Source organism: Streptomyces sp. NPDC050856 (assembly GCF_040653855.1).
Lineage (GTDB): Bacteria > Actinomycetota > Actinomycetes > Streptomycetales > Streptomycetaceae > Streptomyces.
The window spans coordinates 214,933-241,560 of sequence record NZ_JBFAGV010000007.1 but is presented as its reverse complement, the minus strand read 5'-3'; the positions used below and the strand labels follow the sequence as shown (position 1 = coordinate 241,560).

The 26,628-nt window shown below is 73.8% G+C and carries 22 protein-coding genes and 1 rRNA gene; 19 read left to right on the top strand and 4 right to left on the bottom strand.

What is annotated here, in order from left to right:
- The 3 genes from rrf to AB0H53_RS09970 all read left to right on the top strand — a co-directional run.
- Nucleotides 1–92: ribosomal RNA gene (gene rrf / locus AB0H53_RS09980) — 5S ribosomal RNA — on the top strand; the annotation flags it as partial.
- A 217-nt stretch (nt 93–309) separates the two neighbouring features.
- On the top strand, nt 310–1,641 hold the full coding sequence (locus AB0H53_RS09975) for a hypothetical protein (RefSeq protein WP_362109440.1): 1,332 nt from the start codon (nt 310–312) through the stop codon (nt 1,639–1,641).
- Complete coding sequence (locus AB0H53_RS09970; RefSeq protein WP_362109438.1) at nt 1,641–2,390, top strand: hypothetical protein; 750 nt, start codon at nt 1,641–1,643, stop codon at nt 2,388–2,390. Before AB0H53_RS09975 ends, AB0H53_RS09970 begins: the two co-directional genes overlap by 1 nt.
- Nucleotides 2,391–2,474: 84 nt before the next feature.
- Here AB0H53_RS09970 and AB0H53_RS09965 read toward each other — a convergent pair whose 3' ends face one another.
- Nucleotides 2,475–3,755 carry a DUF1015 domain-containing protein gene (locus AB0H53_RS09965; protein ID WP_362109436.1) on the bottom strand — a complete coding sequence of 427 codons (1,281 nt, stop codon included), beginning with the start codon at nt 3,753–3,755 and terminating at the stop codon, nt 2,475–2,477.
- Between the two features lie 67 nt (nt 3,756–3,822).
- Here AB0H53_RS09965 and AB0H53_RS09960 point away from each other — a divergent pair, with 67 nt between their 5' ends.
- From AB0H53_RS09960 to AB0H53_RS09945, 4 genes are read left to right on the top strand one after another with little or no spacing between them, the layout of a single operon-like run.
- Nucleotides 3,823–4,860, top strand: coding sequence for an HAD hydrolase-like protein (locus tag AB0H53_RS09960; protein ID WP_362109434.1), 1,038 nt, complete (start codon nt 3,823–3,825; stop codon nt 4,858–4,860).
- Between the two features lie 24 nt (nt 4,861–4,884).
- Nucleotides 4,885–5,937, top strand: coding sequence for an iron chelate uptake ABC transporter family permease subunit (locus AB0H53_RS09955; RefSeq protein ID WP_362109432.1), 1,053 nt, complete (start codon nt 4,885–4,887; stop codon nt 5,935–5,937).
- Nucleotides 5,934–6,995, top strand: coding sequence for an iron chelate uptake ABC transporter family permease subunit (locus AB0H53_RS09950; RefSeq protein ID WP_362109430.1), 1,062 nt, complete (start codon nt 5,934–5,936; stop codon nt 6,993–6,995). Before AB0H53_RS09955 ends, AB0H53_RS09950 begins: the two co-directional genes overlap by 4 nt.
- A gap of 44 nt (nt 6,996–7,039) precedes the next feature.
- Entirely contained in the window at nt 7,040–7,891 is an 852-nt protein-coding gene (locus AB0H53_RS09945; protein ID WP_362109470.1) for an ABC transporter ATP-binding protein, read from the top strand.
- On the opposite strand, the gene AB0H53_RS09940 is transcribed toward AB0H53_RS09945, so the two are convergent.
- Nucleotides 7,880–8,227, bottom strand: coding sequence for an SCP2 sterol-binding domain-containing protein (locus tag AB0H53_RS09940; protein WP_362109428.1), 348 nt, complete (start codon nt 8,225–8,227; stop codon nt 7,880–7,882). The genes AB0H53_RS09945 and AB0H53_RS09940 overlap by 12 nt on opposite strands.
- A gap of 42 nt (nt 8,228–8,269) precedes the next feature.
- On the opposite strand from AB0H53_RS09940, the gene AB0H53_RS09935 reads away from it, so the two are divergent.
- From AB0H53_RS09935 to AB0H53_RS09910, 6 genes are all read left to right on the top strand, one after another.
- A complete protein-coding gene (locus AB0H53_RS09935) occupies nt 8,270–8,569 on the top strand; it encodes a hypothetical protein (protein ID WP_362109426.1) in 300 nt (99 codons plus the stop codon).
- A gap of 7 nt (nt 8,570–8,576) precedes the next feature.
- Nucleotides 8,577–9,392 (top strand): TlyA family RNA methyltransferase, encoded by an 816-nt coding sequence (locus tag AB0H53_RS09930; RefSeq protein ID WP_362109424.1) that lies wholly within the window; start codon nt 8,577–8,579, stop codon nt 9,390–9,392.
- 35 nt (nt 9,393–9,427) lie between these two features.
- Nucleotides 9,428–10,444, top strand: a complete 1,017-nt coding sequence (locus tag AB0H53_RS09925) for an NAD kinase (RefSeq protein ID WP_362109422.1) — start codon at nt 9,428–9,430, stop codon at nt 10,442–10,444.
- Nucleotides 10,445–10,771: 327 nt separating this feature from the next.
- Nucleotides 10,772–12,490, top strand: coding sequence for a DNA repair protein RecN (recN, locus tag AB0H53_RS09920; protein WP_362109468.1), 1,719 nt, complete (start codon nt 10,772–10,774; stop codon nt 12,488–12,490).
- A 26-nt stretch (nt 12,491–12,516) separates the two neighbouring features.
- Nucleotides 12,517–13,263 (top strand): hypothetical protein, encoded by a 747-nt coding sequence (locus AB0H53_RS09915; RefSeq protein ID WP_362109420.1) that lies wholly within the window; start codon nt 12,517–12,519, stop codon nt 13,261–13,263.
- A gap of 89 nt (nt 13,264–13,352) precedes the next feature.
- Nucleotides 13,353–14,435, top strand: a complete 1,083-nt coding sequence (locus tag AB0H53_RS09910) for a glycosyltransferase family 4 protein (RefSeq protein ID WP_362109418.1) — start codon at nt 13,353–13,355, stop codon at nt 14,433–14,435.
- Nucleotides 14,436–14,516: 81 nt separating this feature from the next.
- Here the strand turns inward: AB0H53_RS09910 and AB0H53_RS09905 are convergent, their stop codons facing one another.
- Together AB0H53_RS09905 and AB0H53_RS09900 are read right to left on the bottom strand one after the other, a co-directional pair.
- Complete coding sequence (locus tag AB0H53_RS09905; RefSeq protein ID WP_362109416.1) at nt 14,517–16,190, bottom strand: PucR family transcriptional regulator; 1,674 nt, start codon at nt 16,188–16,190, stop codon at nt 14,517–14,519.
- Between the two features lie 207 nt (nt 16,191–16,397).
- Nucleotides 16,398–18,203, bottom strand: coding sequence for a glycoside hydrolase family 15 protein (locus AB0H53_RS09900; protein ID WP_362109414.1), 1,806 nt, complete (start codon nt 18,201–18,203; stop codon nt 16,398–16,400).
- 412 nt (nt 18,204–18,615) lie between these two features.
- Between AB0H53_RS09900 and AB0H53_RS09895 the strand changes: the two genes are divergently transcribed.
- From AB0H53_RS09895 to AB0H53_RS09870, 6 genes are all read left to right on the top strand, one after another.
- Nucleotides 18,616–20,265, top strand: a complete 1,650-nt coding sequence (locus AB0H53_RS09895) for a CTP synthase (protein ID WP_362109412.1) — start codon at nt 18,616–18,618, stop codon at nt 20,263–20,265.
- Between the two features lie 84 nt (nt 20,266–20,349).
- Complete coding sequence (locus AB0H53_RS09890) at nt 20,350–20,976, top strand: NUDIX hydrolase (RefSeq protein WP_362109410.1); 627 nt, start codon at nt 20,350–20,352, stop codon at nt 20,974–20,976.
- Between the two features lie 297 nt (nt 20,977–21,273).
- Complete coding sequence (locus AB0H53_RS09885; protein WP_362109466.1) at nt 21,274–23,310, top strand: tetratricopeptide repeat protein; 2,037 nt, start codon at nt 21,274–21,276, stop codon at nt 23,308–23,310.
- 141 nt (nt 23,311–23,451) lie between these two features.
- Nucleotides 23,452–24,567, top strand: a complete 1,116-nt coding sequence (gene ald, locus AB0H53_RS09880; protein WP_362109464.1) for an alanine dehydrogenase — start codon at nt 23,452–23,454, stop codon at nt 24,565–24,567.
- Between the two features lie 353 nt (nt 24,568–24,920).
- Nucleotides 24,921–26,090, top strand: a complete 1,170-nt coding sequence (locus tag AB0H53_RS09875) for a ParA family protein (protein ID WP_362109408.1) — start codon at nt 24,921–24,923, stop codon at nt 26,088–26,090.
- Nucleotides 26,075–26,623, top strand: coding sequence for a hypothetical protein (locus tag AB0H53_RS09870; RefSeq protein WP_362109407.1), 549 nt, complete (start codon nt 26,075–26,077; stop codon nt 26,621–26,623). The genes AB0H53_RS09875 and AB0H53_RS09870 overlap by 16 nt, the downstream gene beginning before the upstream one ends.
- The last annotated feature ends 5 nt before the right edge of the window (nt 26,624–26,628 follow it).

Sequence of the window (26,628 nt, the reverse complement as noted above, 5' to 3'; positions counted from 1 at the left end):
CGCCCGGTTACATTCCGAACCCGGAAGCTAAGCCTTTCAGCGCCGATGGTACTGCAGGGGGGACCCTGTGGGAGAGTAGGACGCCGCCGAACAATCTTTCAGGACCCTTGGTCCCAGCGTGCATGCTGGGACCAAGGGTCCTTTTTGTATTTGTGCTCGATTTTCCAAAGCGCGTCGGACGACCGACTGCGCGAGAATGACTGCGGTACCCGAAGACAGGAGCCATACCCATGCCCACCAACTCCTCCGACGATCGTCCGGAGCGCGAACCGCGTCGTAGCGACGGTGGTGACCGGGGCGGCTTCCGGCGTGACGACCGTGCGCCGCGTCGGGACGACAACCGTGGCGGTGGCTTCCGTCGTGATGACCGTCGCGACGACCGGCCGGCGTTCCGCCGGGACGACCGCGACCGGGACCGTGATCGCGACCGTGGCCCGCGTCCCAGCAACGACCGTGGTGGCTACGGACGCCGCGACGACCGTGGCGGACGCCCTGCCGGCGGCAGCAGCGGTGGCTTCCGCCGTGACGACCGTGGCGGTGAGCGTCGTGATGACAACCGTGGCGGCGGTTTCCGTCGGGACGACAACCGTGGCGGTGGGTTCCGCAGTGGTGGCGACCGGCCCAGCTTCCCCCGTGACGACCGTGCCGGTGAGCGTCGTGACGACCGTGGGGGTTTCCGCCGCGACGATCGTCGCGATGACCGTGGTGGGGACCGTCCTGGTTTCCGTCGGGATGACCGTGGTGGCGAGCGTCGTGACGACCGGGGTGGTTTCCGCCGCGACGACCGTCGCGATGACCGTCCTGGTTTCCGTCGTGATGACCGTGGTGGCGAGCGTCGTGACGACCGCGGCGGATTCCGCCGTGATGACCGTCGTGATGACAACCGTGGCGGCGGTTTCCGTCGGGACGACAACCGTGGCGGTGGGTTCCGCAGTGGTGGCGACCGGCCCAGCTTCCCCCGTGACGACCGTGCCGGCGAGCGTCGTGACGACCGTGGGGGTTTCCGCCGCGACGACCGCCGTGACGACCGTGGTGGGGACCGTCCTGGTTTCCGTCGGGATGACCGTGGTGGCGAGCGTCGTGACGACCGTGGCGGCTACCGCCGCGACGACCGTGGCGGTGAGCGTCGTGATGACAACCGTGGCGGTGGCTTCCGTCGGGACGACAACCGTGGCGGTGGGTTCCGCAGTGGTGGCGACCGGCCCAGCTTCCCTCGTGACGACCGCGCGCCGAGGCGCGACGACCGTCGTGACGAGCGCAGGGACGACCGGACTTCCGCTCCTCGTCGTGACGACCGTCGTGACGACCGGGGTGGTTTCTCGCGCGACGACCGGGCGCCGAGGCGTGACGACCGTCGTGACGACCGGGGCGGGCGTCCCACGGGTGGTGCCGGCGGTGGATTCCGGCGTGGCGACGACCGGCCGCGTGGGCCGCGTCGCGAGGACGACCGGGGCCGAGGTGGGTTCCAGCGTCGGGACGACCGGGACGGCGACCGGGGCGGGTACCGGGGCCGGGACGACCGCGGTGGTTTCCGCCGGGACGACCGGGACCGCGACCGCGAGCGGGAGCCCATCAAGCGGCTGCCGATCCCGGCGGACGTCACCGGTGACGAGATCGACAAGGACGTGCGGCAGGAGCTGATGAGCCTGCCGAAGACCCTGGCCGAGGACGTCGCCAGGAACCTCGTCATGGTCGCCCGGCTCATCGATGAGGACCCGGAGCAGGCGTACGCCTACTCGCGTATCGCGCTGCGGCTCGCCTCCCGCGTGGCGGCCGTGCGTGAGGCTGCTGGTTTCGCGGCGTACGCGACCCAGAAGTACGCCGAGGCCCTGGCCGAGTTCCGGGCGGCCCGGCGGATGACCGGCAGCGCCGAGCTGTGGCCGGTCATGGCCGACTGCGAGCGCGGTCTCGGCCGGCCCGAGCGGGCGATGGCGATGGCCGGTGAGCCGGAGGTGCAGAAGCTCGACAAGGCCGGACAGGTCGAGATGCGGCTCGTCGCCGCCGGGGCGCGCAGGGACATGGGGCAGCTCGACGCCGCCATCGTCACCCTGCAGAGCCCGGAGCTGGCGTCGAACTCCACGCAGCCGTGGACCGCGCGGCTCCGGTACGCGTACGCCGACGCCCTGCTGGCGGCCGGACGCGAGGCCGAGGCCCGGGAATGGTTCGCGAAGGCGCTGGAAGCCGACAAGGAGGGCGCGACCGACGCGTCCGACCGGCTCGCGGAGCTGGACGGGGTGGAGTTCGTCGACGTCGCGGCCGACGACGAGGCGGTGGACGCCGACGTGGACGCCGACGCGGACACCGATGTGGACGCCGACGCGGACGGCGACGTGGACGACGCTGCGGGTGACGGCTCTGCCGAGCGCGGTGACGCGAGCCGGGAAGGCTGAGCGGGACTGAACCGCGCTGAGCGTGGCTGAGAGAAAAGGGCGGCACCCCGAGGGGTGCCGCCCTTTTCTCGTGTGCGCGGGACATCAGTCCAGTGCGAGGCTCCGCAGCACCAGACCCGTCGCCGGCTTCGGACCGAAAGAGGTCGACTTGCGGGGCATGGTGACACCCTGCCGGGCCAGGTCGCGGACGACCTCCTCGCGGACCGGGTGCATGAGTACCGCCGTGGCACCCCGGCGTTCGGCCTGCTCGACGGCCGCCTCGGTGTCGTGGATGTAGGAGATGTGCTCAGGGGCATCCGGTATCTCCCACACGTGGTCCAGCAGCGCCGAGTGCAGGACCGTCGCGTCGAGGGAGCGCCAGGCGGCCGGGCGGTCGGCCGGGACCGTGCGGGCCAGCAGGTCCTGGTCGAGGCGGTCGACCAGGTGGTAGCGGCCGTCACCGGCGAGCAGGAAGGCGTTGCCCTCGGACACCGCGACCGCGAGCGCGTCCATCGCGGCAGGCAGCGGGCCGTCGAGCGTGCGGACCCGGCAGGATCCCTTGAGCGCGGCGAGCGCGTCGGCGACCGGGAGCTGGTTGAGCAGCCGGTGGATGGCGCGCACCTGGAGCGGGTAGCGGGACGTGTCGATCAGGAGGACCAGACCGTAGTCCCAGGGGCTCGGCGCCGGGTGTTCCCGGCGCAGCCGGAGGTAGGTGGCCCAGCGATGGTGGCCGTCGGCGATCAGCGCCTGGTGGCCGGCGAGGTCGGCGGCGACGCCGGCCAGGTCGGCCGGGTCGGTGACCGCCCACAGGCGGTGGCTGAAGCCGTCCTCCGTGGTGGTGGAGAGCAGCGGCGCCGTGAGGATGGTGCGCTCGATGACGGCGGTCGCGCCGATGGCGTTGCCGTTGCCCCGGTAGGTGAGCAGCAGCGGCTCCAGGTTGGCCGCGGTGGTGCGCATCAGGGCCGCGCGGTCCTCCACGACGTGCGGCATGACATCCTCGTGCGGAAGCACCACGCCCTCGTCCGGCGGGGACAGGCGCAGCGCGCCGATGAGGCCGCGCTGGAGCATGTCGCCGCGCCGCTGCTCGTACACGTACAGCGCGGGCTCCGCGTCCGGGGCGAGGACGCCCTCGGCCAGCCAGTCCCGCAGGGTGTCGGCGGCCTGCCGGTGGCGGGCCTCGCTGGTGGCGGCCTGGGGCAGGATCAGCCGGACGATGTTGTGGGGGTCGGCCGACTCCAGGTGGTGCAGCCCGTCCGGTCGCACGACGACGTCGTACGGCGGAGAGGTCACCGCGGCCAGACTGCCGACCCGGTCGGGGACGTAGCGCAGCCCGCGGAAGGGAATCAGGTGCAGGCCTTCGTTGGCCGCAGGACCTGTCGTATTCATCCCAGCATCGTATGCGCGTACGGGTATGAGCGATGATCGAACAGTAAATTCCTAGGAGGACCGGGACATGGCAGAGGGAGAGCGGGTCAGGAACCGCCCGAGCGGCAGCGCGACCGCGTTGAGCGAGGCGTACGACACGGCCCTGCTGGATCTCGACGGGGTCGTGTACGCGGGGGGCGAGGCGATCACCTACGCCGTGGAGTCCCTGGGGAGGGCCAGGGACGGTGGGATGCGTCTGGCGTACGTCACCAACAACGCCCTGCGCACACCGGACGCGGTCGCCGCGCACCTGACCGAGCTGGGGGTGCCCGCGGAGTCCGGCGATGTGATCACCTCCGCGCAGGCGGTGGCCCGGCTGATCGCCGAACACGTGCCGCGCGGCGCGCGGGTGCTGGTGATCGGCGGCGAGGGGCTGCGCGTGGCCCTGCGTGAACGCGGTCTGGAGCCGGTGGAGTCGGCGGACGACGATCCGGTGGCGGTGGTCCAGGGGTACGGGGGCCCGGAGCTGCCCTGGGGGCGGTTCGCCGAGGCGTCGTACGCGATCGCGCGCGGGCTGCCGTGGTTCGCGTCCAACACCGACCTGACGATTCCGAGCGCGCGGGGCATCGCGCCGGGCAACGGCGCGGCGGTGGAGGTGGTGCGCATCGCGACGGGCGCCGAGCCGCGGGTGGCGGGCAAACCGCTGCCGCCCATGCACCGGGAGACGATCCTGCGCACCGGCGCCGAGCGGCCGCTGGTGGTGGGGGACCGACTGGACACGGACATCGAGGGGGCGTTCAACGGGGGTGTCGACTCGCTGCTCGTCCTGACCGGGGTGACCGACCCCGCGCGGCTGCTGGCCGCCGTGCCGGAGCACCGGCCCACTTACGTGGACGCCGATCTGCGCGGGCTGCTCACCGGCCAGCCGGAGGTGACCGGTGCGGAGGGGGACGGGTACCGGTGCGGAGGCTGGACCGCCTCGGTGCGCGGGGACGGACTGGCGCTGGACGGGGAGGGCGAAGCCCTCGACGGGCTGCGGGCGTTGTGCGCGGCGGCGTGGACGCGGGCCGGTACGGAGGCGAGCGCGCTGGACGCGGGAAAGGCCCTGGCCAGGCTCGGTTGGTGAGGAAAGATAGGCTAACCTAACCGGGTGTTGGTCGACAGTCCTACCGAACAGAGCGCGGAGCGGACAGCCGCCGCCGTGCCCCGCGGGCGCCGTTCCGTGCGCACGGCGGGGCTGGTCGTCTCCGTCGGCGTCCTGCTGCTGGTCTGTGTCCTGAGCGTCGTGGTGGGGGCCAAGTCGGTTCCGCTCGGCGAGGTGTGGCACGGCCTGTTCCACAACTCCGGTTCCGGCAACGACGTCATCGTCCACGACGTGCGCGTGCCGCGCACCCTGCTGGGAGTGCTCGCCGGCGTCGCGCTCGGCCTGTCCGGGGCCGTGATGCAGGCGCTCACCCGCAACCCGCTCGCCGAACCGGGCCTGATGGGCGTGAACGCCGGCGCGGCGGCCGCCGTCGTCTCCGCCATCAGCTTCCTCGGGGTCACCTCGATCACCGGCTATGTCTGGTTCGCCTTCGTCGGCGCCGCCGTCGTCTCCGTGGTGGTCTACGTGCTGGGCGGCAGCCGCAGCGCGACCCCGGTGCGCCTGGCACTGGCCGGGACGGCGGCCACCTTCGCGCTGTACGGGTACGTCAACGCCGTACAGCTCCTGGACTCGGCCGCGCTGGACAGGCTGCGCTTCTGGACCGTCGGGTCACTGGCCGGCGCGGACATGGAGACCGTCGGCAAGGTGGCGCCGTTCATCGGCGCCGGAGTCGTCCTCGCCCTGCTGATCGCCCGGCCGCTCAACGCCATGGAGATGGGCGACGACACCGCGCGCGCCCTGGGCGCCCACCTCAACCGCACCCGGGTGCTGGCCATGCTGGCCGTCACCCTGCTGTGCGGGGCCGCGACCGCGGCGTGCGGGCCGATCGTCTACATCGGCCTGATGGTGCCGTACCTGGTGCGGGCCCTCACCGGCCCCGACATGCGGTGGATCCTGCCGTACGCGGCGGTGCTCTCGCCCGTGCTGCTGCTGGGCTCCGACGTGCTCGGGCGGATCATCGCCCGGCCCGCCGAACTCCAGGTCGGCATCGTCACCGCGCTCGTCGGCGGGCCCGTCTTCATCCACCTCGTACGCCGCAAGAGGATGGCCCAGCTGTGACGTCCCCGACCTCCCGCACCACCCCGCCCGCCCGGGCGGTACGCACCCCCGGCGGTCTCTCCGTCCGGGTCGAGCCCAGGGCGGCCCTGGCCGTCGTGCTGCTGGCGCTGGTGACCCTGGCGGCCGGGGTCGTCGTCATGGGCAGCGGCGACTTCCCGATGGCGCCCGGCGACGTCGTCGCCACGCTGCTGGGCGACGGCACCGCCGCGCAGGAGTTCATCGTCCGGGACCTCCGCCTGCCGCGCGTCCTGGTGGCGATCCTGGTCGGCGCGGCCCTCGGTGTGGGCGGCGCCGCCTTCCAGTCCATCTCGCGCAACCCGCTCGGCAGCCCGGACGTGCTGGGCTTCGGGCAGGGCGCCACCGTCGGCGCGCTCGGCGTCATCGTGCTGTTCCACGGCGACTCGACCGCCGTCGCCGCCGGAGCCGTCGTCGGCGGCATGGCGACCGGCGCCCTGGTGTACCTGCTCGCCTGGAAGCGCGGTGTGCACGGCTTCCGGCTGGTCCTGGTCGGCATCGGCATCGCGGCCATGCTGACCGCGATCATCCACTACCTGCTCACCCTGGCCAATCTGGTCGACGCCACCCGCGCCACGCTGTGGATGACCGGCTCGCTGGACGGCCGCGACTGGGCCCAGTTCTGGCCGCTGCTGGCGGTGTGCGCCGTCCTCGTCCCGCTCACCCTGGTGTACGGGCGTCCGCTGCGGATGCTGGAGATGGGCGACGACGCCGCCTACGCGCTCGGTGTGAAGGTGGAGCGGACCCGGGTGGTGCTGATGGCCTCGGCGGTGCTCCTGGTGTCGGTGGCCACCGCCGCCGCGGGCCCGGTCGCCTTCATCTCGCTCAGCGCCCCCCAGCTGGCCCGCCGGCTCACCCGCTCGCCCGGCCCCAACCTGGCCGCCTCGGCCCTCATGGGCTCCTCGGTGCTGCTGGTCGCCGACTGGACCGCCACCAACGCCTTCGCCGACCGGCAGCTCCCGGTCGGTGTCGTCACCGGGGTCGTGGGCGGCGTCTACCTGCTGTGGCTGCTGGTCACCGAGCGCAAGGCAGGCCGCATATGACCCTCCGCAACGCCCAGCGACCCAAGGACTCCGGGAGTACGTCCATGCAGCAGCGCCAGCCCGCGCGACAGCGCCTCAGCGCGGAATCGGTCACCCTCGCCTACGAGCAGCGGGTGATCGCCCGCGACCTGTCGGTCGAGATCCCCGACCACTCCTTCACGGTCATCGTCGGCCCGAACGCCTGCGGCAAGTCGACCCTGCTGCGCGCCCTGTCACGGATGCTGAAGCCCACCGAGGGCCGGGTGCTGCTGGACGGGCAGGCCATCCACGCGATGCCCGCCAAGAAGGTCGCCAGGACCCTCGGCCTGCTGCCCCAGTCCTCCATCGCCCCCGACGGCATCACGGTCGCCGACCTCGTCGCGCGCGGCCGTTACCCCCACCAGGGCCTGCTGCGCCAGTGGTCGCCGGAGGACGAGCGGATCGTACGGGAGTCGATGGCGGCCACCGGTGTCGCCGAGCTGGCCGACCGGTACGTGGACGAGCTGTCCGGCGGCCAGCGCCAGCGGGTGTGGATCGCCATGGCCCTCGCCCAGCAGACCCCCCTGCTGCTCCTGGACGAGCCGACGACCTACCTGGACATCCAGCACCAGATCGACGTGCTGGACCTGTGCGCCGAACTGCACGAGACCCAGGGGCGCACCCTGGTCGCCGTGCTGCACGACCTGAACCACGCGGCGCGCTACGCCACCCACCTGATCGCGGTACGGGGCGGGGAGGTCGTCGCGGAGGGACCGCCGTCGAGGATCGTCACCGCTGAACTCGTCGAGCGGGTCTTCGGGCTGCGCTGCCAGGTCATCGAGGACCCGGAGACGGGAACGCCGCTGGTGGTCCCGGCGGCGCGCAGGGCACGGGCCGGGGCGGCCGGAGCCGGGCGGGCCGCGGTCCTACAGAAGTGACCGCAGGCGCAGCAGGTCGCGCAGCCCCGCCTCCAGCCTGACCCGCCCGGAGGCCCAGGCCCTGGCGAAGTCCAGCTCGCCGTCCACCATCGCCACGAGGTCGTCGCCGCTGAGCGCCAACCGTATCTGGGCCTTCTCGCGGGGTGGCCCGTCCCGCCGGTCCAGCACCCGCATCCGCCCCGCCGCGAGACGTCCGGTGAAGGTGGTGTCCAGGTCGGTGATGTGGCAGCTGAGGGTACGGTCCAGCGCGGTCGCGCCGCGCACCTCGCCGTTCGCCCGCGCCAGGTTGTCGGAGAGTCTGTCGAGCGCGCCGCGGCACTCTTCGATCGTGGCCATCGCCGTCGACCGTACCGCAGCGCTTCGCGGTAGCGTCGTGGCATGAGCGACGCGAATCCGCAGCCGCCCCGGGACGTCGGGGCGGCCGCCCCCGGAGGGGCGGCCGGCGACGGTACGGCCGGTCCCCACGACCCGGGCGGGCCCGCGCCCCTCGGCGTCCGGCGGGTGCCCACCGGGCACCCGCCGGTGGACGCGGCACTGGAGCGGCTGGGCGACGCCGACCACCTGCCCGCCGGGGGACACCTGGCGGTGTACGAGGATGTACACCGGGGGTTGCGGGACGCGCTCAGCGCGCTCGACGCCCACCCCCAGCCCGCACCCTCGTACGACATCAGGAGCTGAACCGAACGTGGCAGGAGTGGGACGCCGCCGTCTCGACGCCGAGCTGGTACGCCGCAAGCTCGCCCGCTCACGCGAGCACGCGAGCCAGCTGATCGCGGCGGGGCGGGTGACCGTCGGCGGCAACACCGCCACCAAGCCCGCCACCCAGGTCGAGACCGCCGCGGCGATCGTGGTGACGCGGGACGAAGCGGACCCCGACTACGTGTCGCGCGGCGGCCACAAGCTGGCCGGCGCGCTGGCGGCGTTCGTGCCGCGCGGCCTGGAGGTGGCCGGGCGCCGGGCGCTGGACGCGGGCGCGTCCACCGGCGGCTTCACCGACGTCCTGCTGCGCGCGGGCGCCGCCCGTGTCGTCGCCGTCGACGTCGGTTACGGGCAGCTGGCCTGGTCGCTGCGGACCGATGAACGCGTCACCGTCAAGGACCGTACGAACGTACGCGAGCTGACGCTGGACGCGATCGACGGAGAGCCGGTGGACCTGGTGGTGGGCGATCTGTCCTTCATCCCGCTGGGGCTGGTGCTGCCCGCGCTGGTGGGCGTCTGCGCGCCCGGCGCGGACCTGGTGATGATGGTCAAGCCGCAGTTCGAGGTGGGCAAGGAGCGGCTGGGCAGCGGCGGGGTGGTGCGCAGCCCCGACCTGCGTGCCGAGGCGGTGCGCAAGGTGGCGCGGCAGGCCGGTGAGCTGGGGCTCGGTGTGCGGGGGGTCACCGCCAGCCCGCTGCCCGGGCCGTCCGGCAACGTCGAGTACTTTCTGTGGTTGCGGGCAGGGGCGCCCGCGCTGGATCCGGCGGATGTGGACCGCGCCGTGGCGGAGGGACCTCGTTGAGTTCGACGACAGCAGCTTCGACGACAGACACCCCGATGCCGGGCACCCCGGCGTCGGGCACCTCGATGGCGGGTGCTTCGGCGTCGGCGGCCCAGGCGGCCCGTACGGCTTCCGCGGCCCGTACGGCTTCCGCGGCCTCGGCGGCCTCGGCGGCGGAAGCGCCGCGCACCGTCTTCCTGCTCGCGCACACCGGCCGGCCGGCCGCGGTGCGCAGCGCCGAACTCGTCGTCCTCGGGCTGCTGCGCTGTGGCATCGGCGTGCGGGTCCTGGCCGCCGAGGCGGTGGACCTGCCGCTGCCGGCGTCGGTGGAGACGGTGCCCGAGGCCTCACCCGACGTGCTGGACGGGTGCGAACTGCTGATCGTGCTGGGCGGTGACGGGACGCTGCTGCGCGGCGCCGAGTTCGCCCGGGCCTCGGGGGTGCCGATGCTCGGCGTCAACCTGGGGCGGGTCGGCTTCCTCGCCGAGGCGGAGCGGGACGACCTCGACAAGGTCGTGGACCGGGTGGTGACCCGGGCCTACGAGGTCGAGGAGCGGATGACCCTGGACGTCGTCGTGTACGACAACGGGGATGTGCTGCACACCGACTGGGCGCTCAACGAGGCGGCCGTGCAGAAGGTCTCGGCCGAGCGGATGCTGGAGGTCGTCCTCGCCATCGACGGGCGGCCGGTGACCGGCTTCGGCTGCGACGGGGTGATCTGCGCGACCCCGACCGGTTCGACGGCGTACGCCTTCTCGGCGGGCGGGCCGGTGATCTGGCCGGAGGTCGAGGCGCTGCTGATGGTGCCCATCGGGGCGCACGCGCTGTTCGCCAAGCCGCTGGTCACCACGCCCGACTCGGTGCTGGCGGTGGAGGTCGAGCCGCACACCCCCGACGGGGTGCTGTGGTGCGACGGGCGGCGGACCGTGCAGCTGCCCGCCGGCGCGCGCGTCGAGGTCCGGCGCGGGGCCGTGCCGGTACGGCTGGCCCGGCTGCACCACGCGTCGTTCACGGACCGGCTGGTGGCCAAGTTCGCGCTGCCGGTGTCGGGATGGCGCGGGGCGCCGCACTAGGCGCACCCCCTCCGGCCGCGGGCACGGCCCGGTCCCGCGCGCCGGGGCCCGGCAGCCCGGCGGTGTCCGCACGGCCCCGGGGGCGTCCGGGCTCATCAGGCATTTCCCGGGAGTGCCCGGGGCCCGGCGGGACGCCGTGTGCCGACTGGGTTGACGTGACCGCGATGGTGCCCGCGCGGTCGCCCGCGGGACCCGCCGGCGACCGCCGTCCGCCCCACCCCGGCGGGTGACACGGCGCTGCCGTCACCTGCGGCTTCGGCGACGCGAGGCGGGGGTCGTCGCACGGCGGGCTCAGGACCTCGTAAGGTCGTATCCGTGTTGGAGGAGATGCGGATACGGTCGCTCGGAGTCATCGACGACGCGGTGGTGGAGCTGTCACCCGGTTTCACCGCGGTGACCGGCGAGACCGGCGCGGGCAAGACCATGGTGGTGACCAGCCTGAGCCTGCTGCTCGGCGGGCGCGCCGACCCGGCGCTGGTGCGGATCGGCGCCTCGTCCGCCGTCGTGGAGGGCCGGATCAGCGTGGCCCCCGGCGACGCCGCGGCCCTGCGGGCCGAGGAGGCGGGCGCCGAGCTCGACGACGGCGCTCTGCTGATCAGCCGCACCGTCTCGGCCGAGGGCCGCTCCCGGGCGCACCTGGGCGGCCGGTCCGTCCCGGTCGGCGTGCTCGCCGAACTGGCCGACGAGCTCGTCGCCGTACACGGCCAGACCGACCAGCAGGGCCTGCTCAAGCCGGCCCGGCAGCGCGCCGCGCTCGACCGGTACGCCGGTGAAGCGGTCGCCCGGCCGCTCGCCGTGTACACCGAGGCCTACCGGCGGCTGAGGGCGGCCTCCGCCGAGCTGGAGGAGCTCACCACCCGCGCCCGGGAGCGGGCGCAGGAGGCCGACCTGCTGCGTTTCGGGCTCACCGAGATCGAGGCGGTCGATCCGCGCCCGGGTGAGGACACCGAGCTGGCGGCCGAGGCCGAGCGGCTCGGCCACGCCGAGGCCCTGGCCTCCGCCGCGGCCCTGGCCCACGCGGCGCTGGCCGGCAACCCCGAGGACCCGGAGGCCGTCGACGCCACGACCCTGGTGGCCGGCGCCGGCCGGGCGCTGGAGGCCGTACGGTCGCACGATCCGGCGCTGTCCGCGCTCGCCGACCGGATGGGCGAGATCTCCATCCTGCTCACCGACGTGTCCGGCGAGCTGGCCGGGTACGCCGACAACCTGGACGCCGACCCGCGCCGGCTGGCCGCCGTGGAGGAGCGGCGCGCCGCGCTGACCTCGCTGACCCGCAAGTACGGGGAGGACGTCGCCGCCGTACTGGCCTGGGCCGAGGAGGGCGCCGCCCGGCTCACCGAACTGGACGGCGACGACGACCGGATCGGCGAGCTGACGGCGGAGCGGGACGCGCTGCGGGCCGAGCTGTCCGCGCTGGCCCAGGCCCTCCACGACGCCCGTGTGGAGGCCGCGGCGCGGTTCGCCGACGCGGTCACGGCCGAGCTGGCGTCCCTCGCCATGCCGCACGCGCGGGTGTCCTTCGACATCCGGCAGACCGAGGACCCCGAGGGCGTCCTGGTCGACGGGCGCACCGTGGCGTACGGACCGTCCGGCGCCGACGAGGTCGAGCTGCTGCTGGCCCCCCACCCGGGCGCGCCGCCCCGGCCCATCGCCAAGGGCGCGTCGGGCGGTGAACTCTCCCGTGTGATGCTGGCCGTCGAGGTCGTCTTCGCCGGCACCGACCCGGTGCCGACGTACCTCTTCGACGAGGTCGACGCGGGCGTCGGCGGCAAGGCGGCCGTGGAGATCGGGCGCCGTCTGGCGAAACTGGCCAGGACCGCGCAGGTCGTGGTGGTCACGCACCTGCCGCAGGTCGCGGCCTTCGCCGACCGCCAGCTCCTGGTCGAGAAGACCAGCGACGGCTCGGTGACCCGCTCCGGCGTCACCGTCCTGGAGGGCGAGGACCGGGTGCGCGAACTGTCGCGCATGCTGGCGGGCCAGGAGGACTCCCAGACCGCCCGGGCGCATGCCGAGGAACTGCTGGCCACCGCCCGAGCGGATGCCTGACCGGCCGGCGGCCCTGGGGTGACGGTATGAACAACGGACGGAGCGCGATCGCCGGGTTCCTGTCAGCGGTCGGCACCACCAGGGCCGTCCACGGGCTGCTGAGGCGCCATCCACCGGGCGGCGCGCCGCGGTGGGAGCGGGCCAATCACGCCGGGCGCACCGTCCACCTCCAGGCCGGGCCCGCCGCCGCGGCGGGTGCCGCGCTGGGGGCCGTGGCCTGCGAGGGGCGCGGCGCCGCCGTGGTGGCCACGGTCGCGGCGGCCGTGTGCGGCGCGTACGACGACGTCAGGGGTGACCACCGGCGGGGTTTCCGGGCCCACCTGGGGGCACTGCGGGACGGTGAGGTCACCAGTGGGGCGGTCAAGCTGTTCGGGATCGGCGCCGCCGGGCTCGTCGCGGGTGCCCTGCTCAAGGAACGGCCCCTGGACAGGGCGCTGGCCGGTGTGGTGATCGCGGGCACCGCCCACCTCGTCAACCTGGTGGACGTACGGCCCGGACGGGCGGCCCTGGCGGTGCTCGCGCTCGGGGCGCCCGGGTTGTCGCGCGGAGCGCTGGCCGCCGCGCCGATGGGCGCGGCGGCCGCCGTCGTCGCCGACGACCTCGGCGAGCGGGTCATGCTGGGGGACGCGGGCGCCCACGCGCTGGGCGCGGCGCTCGGCACCGCCGTCGCGGCCGGCAGCGGCAGGCTCGGGCTCGCCTGCCACGCGGCCGGGCTGATCGTCGCCGCCGGTTTCGGCGACCGGGTCAGCCGCCTGGCACGTTCACCCGTGTGAGTGATCCTCGGGGCGGGTTACGGCCCCCGCACCGGGAACAGGCGTCCCACCGGTGCCGGAACGTGCGTACGGACTGGCATCCTGGGCGCGTGACACAGCTGCGTACGGTCCAAGTGCTGGGCGGCGGCGGCGCGGGCAGCAGCGCCCATGTCAGATCACTGGCCGCCGGGCTGGTGGCGAGGGGCGTGCGGGTGACCGTGTGCGCACCGGCCGAACTGGACCACGCCTACGACTTCCTGGGCGCCGGGGCCCGCTTCGTACCCCTGCCGCGCCGCGGCGGCCCGCTCGCCACAGGGGCGCTGCGCACCGCCTGCGCGGGCGCGGACGTCGTGCACGCGCACGGGCTGCACGCCGCGGTGGGGGCCGGCCTGGCCCTCGGCCGGCGGCACGTACCGCTCGTCGTGACCTGGCACACCCGCACCCCGGCCGAGGGCGCCCGGGCCCGGTTGGCCGGGCTCATGGAGCGAAGGGCCGTGAGCGCGGCGGCCGTTGTCCTCGCCGCCTCCTCCGAACTCGTCGACCGGGCACGCGGACGGGGCGCCCGCGACGCCAGGCTCGGGCCCATCGCGCTGCCCGCGCCCCGGCCCGGCACCGACCTCGCCGACGGCAAGGCCCGGGCCGAACTCGGGCTGATGGACCGGCCGTTGGTCATGGCCGTCGGCTCGCTGGAACCGCACCGGGGGTACGGCACGCTGCTGGACGCCTCCCGGCGGTGGCTCGGCCACGACCCGGTCCCGCTGGTGGCCGTCGCGGGTGAGGGACGGCGCCGGGCGGCGCTGCAACGGCGCATCGACGCCGAGGAGTTGCCGGTCCGGCTGCTGGGGCGCCGGGACGACGTGACCGCCCTGCTCGCCGCCGCGGACGTCGCGGTGCTGCCGAGCCGCTGGGAAGCGCGCGCCCTGTTCGCCCAGGAGGCCCTGCGCCTGGGCGTCCCGCTGGTCGCCACCGCGGTCGGCGGGGTGCCGGAACTGGTCGGCGACGCGGCCGTCCTGGTCCCGTACGGCGACGCGCCCGCGCTGGCCGCCGCGGTGAGCGGCCTCCTCGCGGACCCGGCGCGGCGGGCGGACCTGGCGGCGGCGGGCCGGGCGCAGGCGGCGACCTGGCCCACGGAGGACGAGACCGTCGCACAGGTGCTCAGCGTCTACGACGAGCTGTGCGCGCGGGGCGGCTGACGCGGCACGGTCCCCGCCGCTGGCGGCGCGCCCGCCGGGGCACCCGGTGACGGGCCCCCGGGGCCCGGCCGGTGCCCCGGCTCAGGGGGTGTGCCGCCGGGCGCGCAGGGCCAGCGAGAGGGCCAGGACGGTCTGCGGGTCGTCCAGGTCCGTGCCCAGCAGGTCCCCGATGCGGGCCAGCCGGTTGTACAGGGTCTGGCGGTTGAGGTGGAGCTCGCGTGCCGTCTCCGCCTTGCGGCCCGCGTGCGCCAGATAGGTCTCCAGCGTCGGCAGCAGGGGCGGACGGGACGTCCGGTCGTGCTCCCGCAGCGGGCCGATCGCCCGGTCCACGAACGCGGCCAGCGCGGCGCCCTCACCGTGCCCGCGCAGCCGCCACAGCAGCAGGTCGATGTCCAGGCGCCGGGCGTCGTGCCAGGGCCGGTCCGGCAGGCCCCGCGCCGCGCTCGCCGCCTCCGCCGCGTGCCGCAGGCCCGCCGACGCCGCCGCCCACCCGCCGGCGACGCCCACCACGACGGCCGGAGGCTGCCCGCCCCGCCCCCGCGCCCCGCCCGCGCCCCCGGGCCCGGTGTCGGCCAGCCCGGCCCGCGCCACCCCGGCCCGCAGCGCGGCGGCCACCCGGTCGGCGACCGCCGTGCGCTCCGACTCGGTACGCAGGCCCAGCAGCAGCGGGACCCGGCCCTCCACCGGACGGACGCCCAGCAGGACCGGGACGCCCACCCCGGCCAGCTCCTCCAGCACCACGCGGGCCAGCAGCGCCCAGTTGCCGGACGGGGCCGGCTCGGGGCTCAGCCGCATCACCACCGGCAGCAGCGGGCCGTCACCGGGCCGGAAGCCCAGCACCCGGGCCTGCGCGGGCGCGTCCTCCGCCGTGATCCGGCCCTCGGCCAGGTCGGTGAGGAAGTCGCCCCGCCCGCGTGCCGCCAGCTCCTCCTCCTGTCGGGCCTGCATCAGCACCACCGCCAGGATGCCCGCCGCCCGTTCCGCCGCCATCCGGTGCACCGGCCGCAGCGCGCCCGACACCGCGGGTACCACCAGGCGGGCCCGCACCGGCCCGCCCGCCGGGCCGCCACCCGGCACGTCCACCAGCACCGCGCCGGCCGGCGGCCCGGCCTCGCGGGACTCCCGCTGGCCGCGCAGCCCGTCCCACACCTGGAGCGGATCGGCACAGGCGGGCGGCCCCGCATCGGTGCCCGCCGCGTACAGCAGCCGGCCGTCCGCCGTCTCCAGGAACACCGGGTTCGCCGCGAAATCGGCGAGGATCCCCAGCACCTGTGGTACTCCGCCACCGCCGAGCACCGCCCCGGTGCACCGCCGGTGCACCTCCTCGGCCTGCCGCAGCAGCGCGTAGTGCCCGTTGACGATCTCGGTGTGGACCTCCTCGGTCACCGAGACGAAGGCGACCTCCCGGTGCAGCTGGACCAGGGGCAGACCGGCCGCCCGGGCCGTCTCGACGATCGTGGCGGGCAGCCGCGAGAACCTCGGGCCCAGCTCCACCACCAGCGCCGCGATGCCGCGCTCGGCGAGCCGGCGCACGAACGCCCGCTGCTCGGCCGGCCGGGTACCGAGCCCGAGCCCCGTGGTCAGCAGCAGCTCACCGCCCTTGAGCAGCGAGGCGATGTTCGGCACCTCTCCGGCGTGCACCCAGCGCACCGTGCGGTGCAGCCGGTCCGCCCCGGCCACCACTTCCGGGAGCCCGCCGCGCAGCCCGGGCAGCTCCAGCGCCCGCTGCACGGTGATCCCGCCCTGTTCGTCCATGCAGCCGGACGCTACCCGTGCCGCTGTGCGCACGGCATCACCCGGCCGTCGCCGGACGGCCGGCCCGCGCGACAACTCGCCGCGCGCTCCGGGCGATTGCCCGGCCCCTCGCCGTTTGTGGCGTACGTCACCACGGAGGAGGCCGCGTGGACATCCCGGCGCCGGGACATCCCGGCGACGGCGGGCTGTCCCGTCGCCGGGTACCCCTCAGCCGCCGTACGCGCCCGACGCCGTCAGCCGCAGGGCCGTGTCGATCAGCGGCACATGGCTGAACGCCTGCGGGAAGTTGCCGACCTGGCGCTGGAGGCGCGGGTCCCACTCCTCCGCCAGCAGCCCCAGGTCGTTCCGCAGCGCCAGCAGCTTCTCGAACAGCTTGCGCGCCTCGTCGACCCGGCCGATCATCGCCAGGTCGTCCGCCATCCAGAACGAGCACGCCAGGAAGGCGCCCTCGTCGCCCGGCAGGCCGTCCACGCCCTCGTCGGCGCCCTCGGTCGGGTAGCGCAGGATGAAACCGTCCGAGGTGGACAGCTCCCGCTGGATCGCCTCGATGGTGCCGATGACCCGCTTGTCGTCCGGGGGCAGGAAGCCGACCTGCGGGATCAGCAGCAGCGAGGCGTCCAGCTCCTTCGAGCCGTACGACTGCGTGAACGTGTTGCGCTCGGGGTCGTAGCCCTTCTCGCACACGTCCCGGTGGATGGTGTCGCGCAGCTCGCGCCACTCCTCCAGCGGACCGTCCGCGTCCCCCGACTCGATCAGCTTGATCGTCCGGTCGACCGCGACCCACGCCATCACCTTGGAGTGCACGAAATGGCGGCGCGGCCCGCGCACCTCCCAGATGCCCTCGTCCGGCTGGTCCCAGTGGTCCTTGAGGTACCGGATCAGCTTCAGCTGGAGCAGCGAGGCGTAGTCGTTGCGCGCCAGCCCGGTCATGTGCGCCAGGTGCAGCGCCTCGGTGACCTCGCCGTACACATCCAGCTGGAGCTGGTTGGCGGCACCGTTGCCGACGCGCACCGGAGCGGAGTTCTCGTAGCCGGGCAGCCAGTCGAGCTCGGCCTCGCCCAGCTCGCGCTCGCCCGCGATGCCGTACATGATCTGCAGGTTCTCCGGGTCGCCCGCCACCGCGCGCAGCAGCCACTCGCGCCAGGCGCGGGCCTCCTCGCGGTAGCCGGTGCGCAGCAGCGAGGAGAGGGTGATGGCGGCGTCCCGCAGCCAGGTGTAGCGGTAGTCCCAGTTCCGTACGCCGCCGATGTCCTCCGGCAGCGAGGTGGTGGGCGCGGCGACGATCCCGCCCGTCGGGGCGTACGTCAGCGCCTTCAGGGTGATCAGCGAGCGGACCACGGCCTCCCGGTAGGGACCGCGGTAGGTGCAGTGCTCCACCCACTCCCGCCAGAAGGCGGAGGTGGCCTCCAGGGCGCCCTCCGGGTCGGGCAGCGGCGGCGGCTGGTGGTGGGAGGGCTGCCAGCTGATGGTGAAGGCGACCCGCTCGCCCGCCGAGACGGTGAAGTCGGAGTACGTGGTCAGGTTCTCGCCGTGCGTCTCCACCTCGGTGTCCAGCCAGACCGAGTCCGGGCCGGCGACGGCGACCGTGCGGTTGTCGACCTTGTGCACCCAGGGCACCACCCGCCCGTAGGAGAACCGCATCCGCAGCGCGGAGCGCATCCGCACCCGGCCGGTGACGCCCTCCACGATCCGCACGAGCTGCGGCGCGCCGTCACGGGGAGGCATGAAGTCGGTCACGCGAACCGTGCCGCGTCCCGGCGTGTCCCACTCGGATTCCAGGATCAGCGAGTCGTCGACGTACCGCCGCCGGTCGGCGGCCGGCGGCGGTGCCTCCTCGGCGTGCGCCGGGCCGATCCGCCAGAATCCGTGTTCCTCGGTACCGAGGATTCCTGCGAAGACGGCATGCGAGTCGAAGCGGGGCAGGCACAGCCAGTCGGCCGTGCCGTCCCGGCAGACCAGTGCGGCGGTCTGCATGTCTCCGATGAGTGCGTAGTCCTCGATGCGCCCGGCCACGTGCAATCTCCAGTCGAACGGCCACGTTCGCCCCTCGGGGCGCTTACTGGGGTCAGGGGTCAAGGTCGTCAACGAGCTCGTGTTCCCGCGGACGGGCGGGTGATTCCTCATGGGCCCGGCTCGGAGACGAATGTTTGAGCAGGATACGACGCGCCCCGCCCGTCTGTGTGATCGTCCTGGTAGAGCACTTGGGCCGATCGGGTGAGCCGGTAGCGGGCTGTGCGGAAGCGGGTGCCTTGCGTGGTCGGGAGCGGTCACCCCGGGTCGCTGATACCCTGGTAGCCCGTGGACCGGTGGGCGCCGCACCTCGAATCGGCGGCCCCCGAACCGCAGCGACGGCACCCCCGGAACCCTTCGGACCGGACGCCGGTACGCACCTCCAGACCGCGACCACGGGAGCCCCCTCTTGGCCATGCCGCCCAAATCCACGACGACCAAGCACATCTTCGTCACCGGGGGTGTCGCGTCCTCCCTCGGCAAGGGCCTGACCGCCTCCAGCCTGGGTGCGCTCCTCAAGGCCCGGGGCCTTCGGGTCACCATGCAGAAGCTCGACCCCTATCTGAACGTCGACCCGGGCACGATGAACCCCTTCCAGCACGGTGAGGTGTTCGTCACCAACGACGGCGCCGAGACCGACCTGGACATCGGCCACTACGAGCGGTTCCTCGACGTCGACCTCGACGGCTCGGCCAACGTCACCACCGGCCAGGTCTACAGCCAGGTCATCGCCAAGGAGCGGCGCGGCGAGTACCTCGGCGACACCGTCCAGGTCATCCCGCACATCACCAACGAGATCAAGCACCGCATCCGCCGGATGGCGGCCGACGACGTCGACGTCGTCATCACGGAGGTCGGCGGCACGGTCGGCGACATCGAGTCGCTGCCGTTCCTGGAGACCGTCCGCCAGGTCCGCCACGAGGTCGGCCGGGACAACGTCTTCGTGGTGCACATCTCGCTGCTGCCCTACATCGGCCCGTCCGGCGAGCTGAAGACCAAGCCGACCCAGCACTCGGTCGCCGCCCTGCGCAACATCGGTATCCAGCCGGACGCGATCGTACTGCGCGCCGACCGCGACGTGCCGACCGCGATCAAGCGCAAGATCTCGCTGATGTGCGACGTCGACGAGGCGGCCGTGGTCGCGGCCATCGACGCCAAGTCGATCTACGACATCCCCAAGGTGCTGCACACCGAGGGCCTGGACGCCTACGTGGTGCGCAAGCTGGACCTGCCGTTCCGTGACGTCGACTGGACGACCTGGGACGACCTGCTGGACCGCGTCCACAACCCCGACCACGAGGTCACCGTCGCGCTGGTCGGCAAGTACATCGACCTGCCCGACGCCTACCTGTCGGTCACCGAGGCGATGCGCGCCGGCGGCTTCGCCAACAAGGCCCGCGTCAAGGTCAAGTGGGTCACCTCCGACGACTGCAAGACGCAGGCCGGCGCCGCCAATCAGCTCGGCGACGTCGACGCGATCGTCATCCCCGGCGGCTTCGGCGAGCGCGGCGTCAACGGCAAGGTCGGCGCCATCCAGTACGCCCGGGAGAACAAGGTCCCGCTGCTGGGCCTGTGCCTGGGCCTGCAGTGCATCGTGGTCGAGGCCGCGCGCAACCTGGCGGGCATCGCGGACGCCAACTCCACCGAGTTCGACCCGGCCACCTCGCACCCGGTGATCTCCACGATGGAGGAGCAGCTCGCGTACGTCGAGGGCGCCGGCGACCTGGGCGGGACGATGCGTCTCGGCCTCTACCCGGCGAAGCTGGCCGAGGGCTCCATCGTGCGCGAGGTCTACGGCGACGAGCCCTACGTGGAGGAGCGCCACCGCCACCGCTACGAGGTGAACAACGCCTACCGCGCCGAGCTGGAGAAGAAGGCGGGCATCCTCTTCTCCGGCACCTCCCCGGACAACAAGCTGGTGGAGTACGTGGAGTACCCGCGCGAGGTGCACCCCTACCTGGTCGCCACCCAGGCGCACCCGGAGCTCCGCTCCCGCCCGACCCGCCCGCACCCGCTGTTCGCGGGCCTGGTCAAGGCCGCTGTGGAGCGCAAGACGGGCAAGTGACGCGCTAGCGATACGGTTGACCGGGGTACGTGCCTGATCAGGGCACGTGCCCCGGTTTTCTTCGTTCGAGGGAGGACGTCTTTCATGACCATCCAGGACACGCCCGAGGAGTGGCGGGTCACCGCGACCGCCGTGCCGTTCAAGGGGAACAAGACGAGTGTCCGCACCGACGACGTGGTCATGCCCGACGGCTCGGTCCACCGCCGCGACTACCAGGTCCACCCGGGCTCGGTGGCGGTCCTCGCCCTGGACGACGAGGGGCAGGTCCTGGTCCTGCGCCAGTACCGCCACCCGGTGCGCCACAAGCTGTGGGAGATCCCGGCCGGCCTGCTGGACGTGCCCGGCGAGAACCCGCTGCGCGCGGCCCAGCGCGAGCTGTACGAGGAGGCGCACGTCAAGGCCGAGCGGTGGCACGTCCTGACCGACGTGTACACCTCGCCCGGCGGCTGCGACGAGGCCGTGCGCGTCTTCCTGGCCCGTGACCTGTCGGCCGCGGACGGGGACCGCTTCGAGGTCGCCGAGGAGGAGGCCGACATGGAGCTGGCGCGGGTGCCGCTGGAGGAGCTGGTACGCGGCGTGCTCGCCGGCGAGCTGCACAACACCTGCCTGGTCGTGGGCGTCCTGTCCCTGCTGGCCGCCCGCACCGGGGACGGCCTGGACGCCCTCCGCCCGGCCGGGGCCCCCTGGCCGGCCCGCCCCTTCGAGTCCTGAGCCGGCCGGCGGGGGCCGGTGCCCGGGCCCCGGGCCGGGCGCGCCGGCGGGGCCGGGCGGGCCCTGGTCCGGCCCCTCGCACCACCCGTCCGGGGCGCCCGCCGGGACCGCTGGTGTGACGATCGGCTGATCCGATCGGGCGACCCGCCCGCCCCGCCCCGCTGGACCGCCCACGGGGCTGAACTACGCTCGGGATCACCCGTCCGGAGACCCGGCGGGGACCAGTTCGTGCGCAGGTGGACGGGAGCGTGGCCCGTGACGGATCAGGTGGTGGACCTCGGCGGCGCCGACCGGCCCCTGGAGGCCGCCGCCACACCGGCACACGCCCACCCCCGGCCCGCGCGCCGCCGTTTCCACGGCCGGCAGCGGGAGCTGAACGCGCTGCGGGCGGACATCGCCCGGGCCGGGCTGGACACGCTCTCCGGACGCAAGGCCCCCCGGGCCCGGGTGCTGCTGATCGCCGGCCGGCCGGGCAGCGGACGCACCGCGCTCGCCGAGGAACTGGTCGGTGACCTCGCCCGCGGGTACCGCGACGGCGTGCTGCGGGCCCGGCTCTCGGAGCCCGGCGGGTCGCCGGTGCCCACCGAGCGGGTCGCCCGGGGCCTCCTGGACGACCTGGGGATCCCGGCGCCCGCCGGGGCCGCCGAGGACGAGCTGGCCCAGCTCCTGCGGGACACCTTCGCCGAGCGCAAGGGCCTGCTGCTGCTGGACGACGCCGTGGACGCCGAGCAGGTCGACCCGCTCCTGCCGGACAACCCCGCCTGTCTGGTGGTGGCGGTCTCGCAGGGACCGCTCACCGGCATCCCGGACGTCCGGCCCTGCACGGTCGGCGGGCTGGACGCCAAGTCGGCCATCGAGCTGCTGGACGGCTTCGCCGGCTCGGTGCGCATCACCGTGGACCCGCAGGCCGCCGAGGCGCTCACCGAGCTGTGCGGGGGCCAGCCCGCCGCGCTGGTGCTCGCCGGCGGCTGGCTGGCCGCCCACCCCATGGCGTCCGTCGCCGACCTCGCCAAGCGGCTGCGCGCCGTGCCCGAGGAGCCGGAGCGCCCGGCCGCCGGCCGGCCGCTGGCCCGCGCCTTCCACGTCGCCTACGGGGCGCTGCCGCCGACCGCCGCGCGGATACTGCGACTGCTCGTCCTCGCCCCGCTGGGGACGGCCGACGCGCAGACCGCCTCGGCGCTGGCCGGCTGCTCGGTGTCGGCGGCGCGCACCGCGCTGGAGAGCTTCGCCGCCCTGGGATTCGTCCGGGAGACCGACGGGGACCGCTACGAGGTGCCCGGCTGTCTGATGCCGCTGGTGCGGGAGCGCCTGGAGAGCGAGGACCGTCCGGCCGAGGTGCAGCTGGCGCGGGCCCGCATGCTGGAGCGGACGGTTCGGCTGCTGCACTCGTGCCGGGCGGTCACCGAGCCCGAGGGCTCCCCGGGCCGCCGCAAGCTCGGCGGGACGCCCAGGGCCCTGCGGTTCCCGAACGCGCCCGTCGCCGGTGAGTGGCTGCGCACCCGGCAGCCCGCGCTGCTGGCCGCCGCGCGCCTGGCCGTCGCCGACGGGGACCTGGACACCCTGGCCCGGCGGCTGGTGGCCGCGCTGGTCCGGGCCCTGGCCGCGCACCGGGGCGCCGAGGCGGCGGCGCCCGAGCTGTACGGGCTGCACCGGCTGGTCCTCGATGTCGCCGAGCGGCGCGGGCTGCACCGGGAACGGGCCGCGGCGCTGCTCAACCTCGCCGACCTGGACGCCAGGACGGGCCGTACCCACGAGGCCCTGGCCCGTTACCGGGAGGCGCTGGAGGCCGGCCGGGCCGCGAACGACCCGTACGCCGCCAGCCGCGCGATGGAATCCGTAGGAGGCGCCTACCAGGAGCTGGGGGACTGGCAGCGGGCCGCCGACTGGTACGGCAGGGCGCTGTCCCAGCGGCTGGCCCGGGACGAGCGGGCCGACCAGGCCCGGCTGTACGGCAGGCTCGGCGCCGTGCACACCTACGCGGGCCGGTACGGCGAGGCGCTGCGGAGCTGGCGGGCGGCGGCGGCCGGATATCGCCGCCTGGGTGATCTCCCGGCACACGCGCGGGCGTTGAGCGAGGCCGCCCGGGTGCAGGAGTACGCGGGGCGTCCGCAGGACTCCCTGCGCACCTGCGAGGAGGCGGTGGAGTGGGCCCGGCGGGCCAAGGACGTGCGGCTTCACGCCGCGCTGCAGCTGCGCCTGGCGGACACGCTGGACCGGCTCGGTGACCCCGCGGCGGCCCGGCTGCACCGGGCGGCGGCCGACCGAATCCTTGGACCTAAGGATTCCACCCCCCGCGCGGCCTACGAAATCCGCAGTGCTTCAGCCAAAGATTAGGTCTTTGCAAGGCTAGACAACGGGAAGTCCTTCAATAGACTGGGCGAGTCGCGTTGAGCGCGATGTATCCCGGTGCGTCCAGTGCATCCGGGTATGTATTGCATTGCCCCCGTACCCCCATAGCCAAGGACCGTGATCGACGTGAAGGTCGGCATCCCCCGCGAGGTCAAGAACAACGAGTTCCGGGTGGCCATCACCCCCGCCGGTGTGCACGAGCTGGTGCGCCACGGCCACCAGGTCGTCATCGAGCGGAACGCCGGTGTCGGCTCCTCGATCACGGACGACGAGTACGTCGCCGCAGGCGCGCAGATCCTGCCCACCGCCGACGAGGTCTGGGCCTCCGCCGACCTGCTGCTGAAGGTCAAGGAGCCGATCGCCGAGGAGTACCACCGCCTCCGCAAGGACCAGACGCTCTTCACCTACCTGCACCTGGCCGCCTCCCGTGAGTGCACGGACGCGCTGCTGGAGTCCGGCACCACCGCCATCGCGTACGAGACGGTGGAGACCGCGAACCGCGCGCTGCCGCTGCTCGCCCCGATGTCCGAGGTCGCGGGCCGGCTGGCCCCGCAGGTCGGCGCCTACCACCTGATGCGCGCGGCCGGGGGCCGCGGCGTCCTGCCGGGCGGCGTCCCCGGCGTGATCCCGGCCAAGGCCGTCGTCATCGGCGGTGGCGTCTCCGGCTGGAACGCGGCGCAGATCGCCATCGGCATGGGCTTCGACGTGACCCTGCTCGACCGCGACATCAACAAGCTGCGCGAGGCCGACAAGATCTTCGGTACGAAGGTCAAGGCCGTCATGTCCAACTCCTTCGAGCTGGAGAAGGCCGTCCTGGAGGCCGACCTCGTCATCGGCGCCGTCCTCATCCCGGGCGCCAAGGCCCCCAAGCTGGTCACCAACGAGCTCGTCGCCCGGATGAAGCCCGGAAGTGTCCTTGTCGACATCGCGATCGACCAGGGCGGCTGCTTCGAGGACTCCCGTCCGACCACCCACGCCGAGCCGACCTTCCAGGTCCACGAGTCGGTCTTCTACTGCGTGGCCAACATGCCGGGCGCGGTGCCGAACACCTCCACCTACGCGCTGACCAACGCCACGCTTCCCTACATCGTGTCGCTGGCCAACAACGGCTGGGTCGAGGCGCTTCGCCGCGACGCCGCCCTCGCCAAGGGCCTCAACACCCACGACGGCAAGGTCGTGTACAAGGAGGTCGCCGAGGCGCACGGTCTCGCCCACCTCGAACTGAGCTCCCTCATCGGCTGATTCGCCGGTCCCGGCCGGTCAGGCCGGTTCCGTCAACGGCGGCCGTCAACCGCGCACCCGGCCGGACCTCGCTCGACGAGGTCCGGCCGGACGTGTGTCCGGGTCGGCCCGGCCGCGCTCCAAGTCGCCTCGAACGTAACCCTTCAACCGTTTCGCACACCCGGGAAAAGTGTCGATGAGTCGCCGTGCGCCCTTGACAGCGGGAGTGTTCCTTTGCCGACACATCGGCCCGCGTCCGGGCGATTGTGTTGCTGCGGAGCGGTGACACGCCATAGAGTCGCCAACCGTCGGCATGGTGCCACGCTGACCTATCGATAAGTTTCCTGGTCACGTCCGAGGAGGTAAGACGACTTGTGAATGAGTCGACATTTACTCCTGGGGGTGGTCAACCAGGAAGCCCCGCGACGGGCCGCAGCCCGTCTTCCGGGCCCGAGGCTGTCGGCTCCGTCGCTGTCCGAACCTTCGCGACGCACCAGCACCCGACGACAGCCCACACGATGAAGATGATGGACGGCCAACACGTGAACGCCATGGCCGGCAACGAGAGTGGCCGAGAGTCCACCCACTTCGCCGCCTACGACGAAGTCCCCGAGGGGCACTTCTACGACCCCGACGCCGAGTACGAGCCCGACCCGGAGTACGCGGCCACCCTCGCCCCGGACGCTGCCCGCCAGCGCCGCGAGCGGATCGGCCCGACCGGACGGCCGTTGCCGTACTTCCCGATCCCGGGACCGCTGACCGAACACGGCCCCGCGAAGATCATCGCGATGTGCAACCAGAAGGGCGGCGTGGGCAAGACCACGTCGACCATCAACCTGGGCGCCGCGCTCGCGGAGTACGGACGGCGGGTCCTGCTCGTCGACTTCGACCCGCAGGGAGCCCTGTCGGTCGGGCTCGGCGTGAACCCGATGGAGCTCGACCTCACCGTCTACAACCTGCTCATGGAGCGGGGCATGTCGGCGGACGAGGTACTGCTGAAGACCGCCGTGCCCAACATGGACCTGCTGCCCAGCAACATCGACCTGTCCGCGGCGGAAGTCCAGTTGGTGAGCGAGGTGGCCCGAGAGTCCACGCTCCAGCGCGCCCTGAAGCCGCTGCTCCAGGACTACGACTACATCGTCATCGACTGCCAGCCGTCGCTCGGCCTGCTGACCGTGAACGCGCTGACCGCCGCGCACAAGGTGATAGTGCCGCTGGAGTGCGAGTTCTTCGCACTGCGCGGTGTGGCGCTGCTGACCGAGACCATCGAGAAGGTCCAGGAACGGCTCAACCCCGACCTGGAGCTCGACGGCATCCTCGCCACGATGTACGACTCGCGCACGGTGCACAGCCGTGAGGTGCTGGCGCGGGTGGTCGAGGCGTTCGACGACCACGTGTACCACACGGTGATCGGCCGGACCGTGCGCTTCCCCGAGACCACCGTCGCCGGCGAGCCCATCACCACGTACGCCTCCAACTCGGTCGGCGCCGCCGCCTACCGCCAGCTCGCCAGGGAGGTGCTCGCCCGGTGTCACGCCGAGTGAGTCTGCCCGGTGCCGACGAGCTGTTCCGTACGACCGGGGGCATGGCGCTGCAGGCCTCGCAGCCGCGGCGCCAGCCGAACGGCGAGCCCCGGGTGCCCGCCCCGGCGGGCGAGAGCGATCCGGCGGCGACCGGCTCTCCGGGCCCCGGCGCGGGCTCCCGCCCCGGCACCTCCCAGGAGCACACGGCCGCCGAGGCCGAGACCGGGCAGCCGCGCAGCCGGGCGGCGGAGGACACCGCGGCGGAGTCCGCGTCCGACCCGGCGCCCGCCAAGGGCGGAGGCCAGGCGCGCCGCCGCGGCCGTGCGGCGAACCGGCGGCCCAGCGGGCGCGAACGGCACGACGAGAAGATCACGGTCTATGTCTCGGCCGAGGAACTGATGGACCTCGAACACGCGCGGCTGGTGCTGCGCGGTGAGCACGGGCTGGCCGTCGACCGGGGGCGGATCGTCCGCGAGGCGGTCGCCGTGGTGCTGGCCGACCTGGAGGCGCGGGGCGACGCGAGCATTCTCGTACGGCGGCTGCGCGGGCGCTGACGGTA

Excerpts from the sequence above, each read along its gene's own strand:
- AB0H53_RS09970 (WP_362109438.1), top strand. The coding sequence starts at position 1,641 with ATGAGCCTGCCGAAGACCCTGGCCGAGGACGTCGCCAGGAACCTCGTC.
- AB0H53_RS09965 (WP_362109436.1), bottom strand. The coding sequence starts at position 3,755 with ATGAATACGACAGGTCCTGCGGCCAACGAAGGCCTGCACCTGATTCCC.
- AB0H53_RS09960 (WP_362109434.1), top strand. The coding sequence starts at position 3,823 with ATGGCAGAGGGAGAGCGGGTCAGGAACCGCCCGAGCGGCAGCGCGACC.
- AB0H53_RS09945 (WP_362109470.1), top strand. The coding sequence starts at position 7,040 with ATGCAGCAGCGCCAGCCCGCGCGACAGCGCCTCAGCGCGGAATCGGTC.
- AB0H53_RS09940 (WP_362109428.1), bottom strand. The coding sequence starts at position 8,227 with ATGGCCACGATCGAAGAGTGCCGCGGCGCGCTCGACAGACTCTCCGAC.
- AB0H53_RS09935 (WP_362109426.1), top strand. The coding sequence starts at position 8,270 with ATGAGCGACGCGAATCCGCAGCCGCCCCGGGACGTCGGGGCGGCCGCC.
- AB0H53_RS09925 (WP_362109422.1), top strand. The coding sequence starts at position 9,428 with ATGCCGGGCACCCCGGCGTCGGGCACCTCGATGGCGGGTGCTTCGGCG.
- recN (WP_362109468.1), top strand. The coding sequence starts at position 10,772 with ATGCGGATACGGTCGCTCGGAGTCATCGACGACGCGGTGGTGGAGCTG.
- AB0H53_RS09915 (WP_362109420.1), top strand. The coding sequence starts at position 12,517 with ATGAACAACGGACGGAGCGCGATCGCCGGGTTCCTGTCAGCGGTCGGC.
- AB0H53_RS09905 (WP_362109416.1), bottom strand. The coding sequence starts at position 16,190 with ATGGACGAACAGGGCGGGATCACCGTGCAGCGGGCGCTGGAGCTGCCC.
- AB0H53_RS09895 (WP_362109412.1), top strand. The coding sequence starts at position 18,616 with ATGCCGCCCAAATCCACGACGACCAAGCACATCTTCGTCACCGGGGGT.
- AB0H53_RS09890 (WP_362109410.1), top strand. The coding sequence starts at position 20,350 with ATGACCATCCAGGACACGCCCGAGGAGTGGCGGGTCACCGCGACCGCC.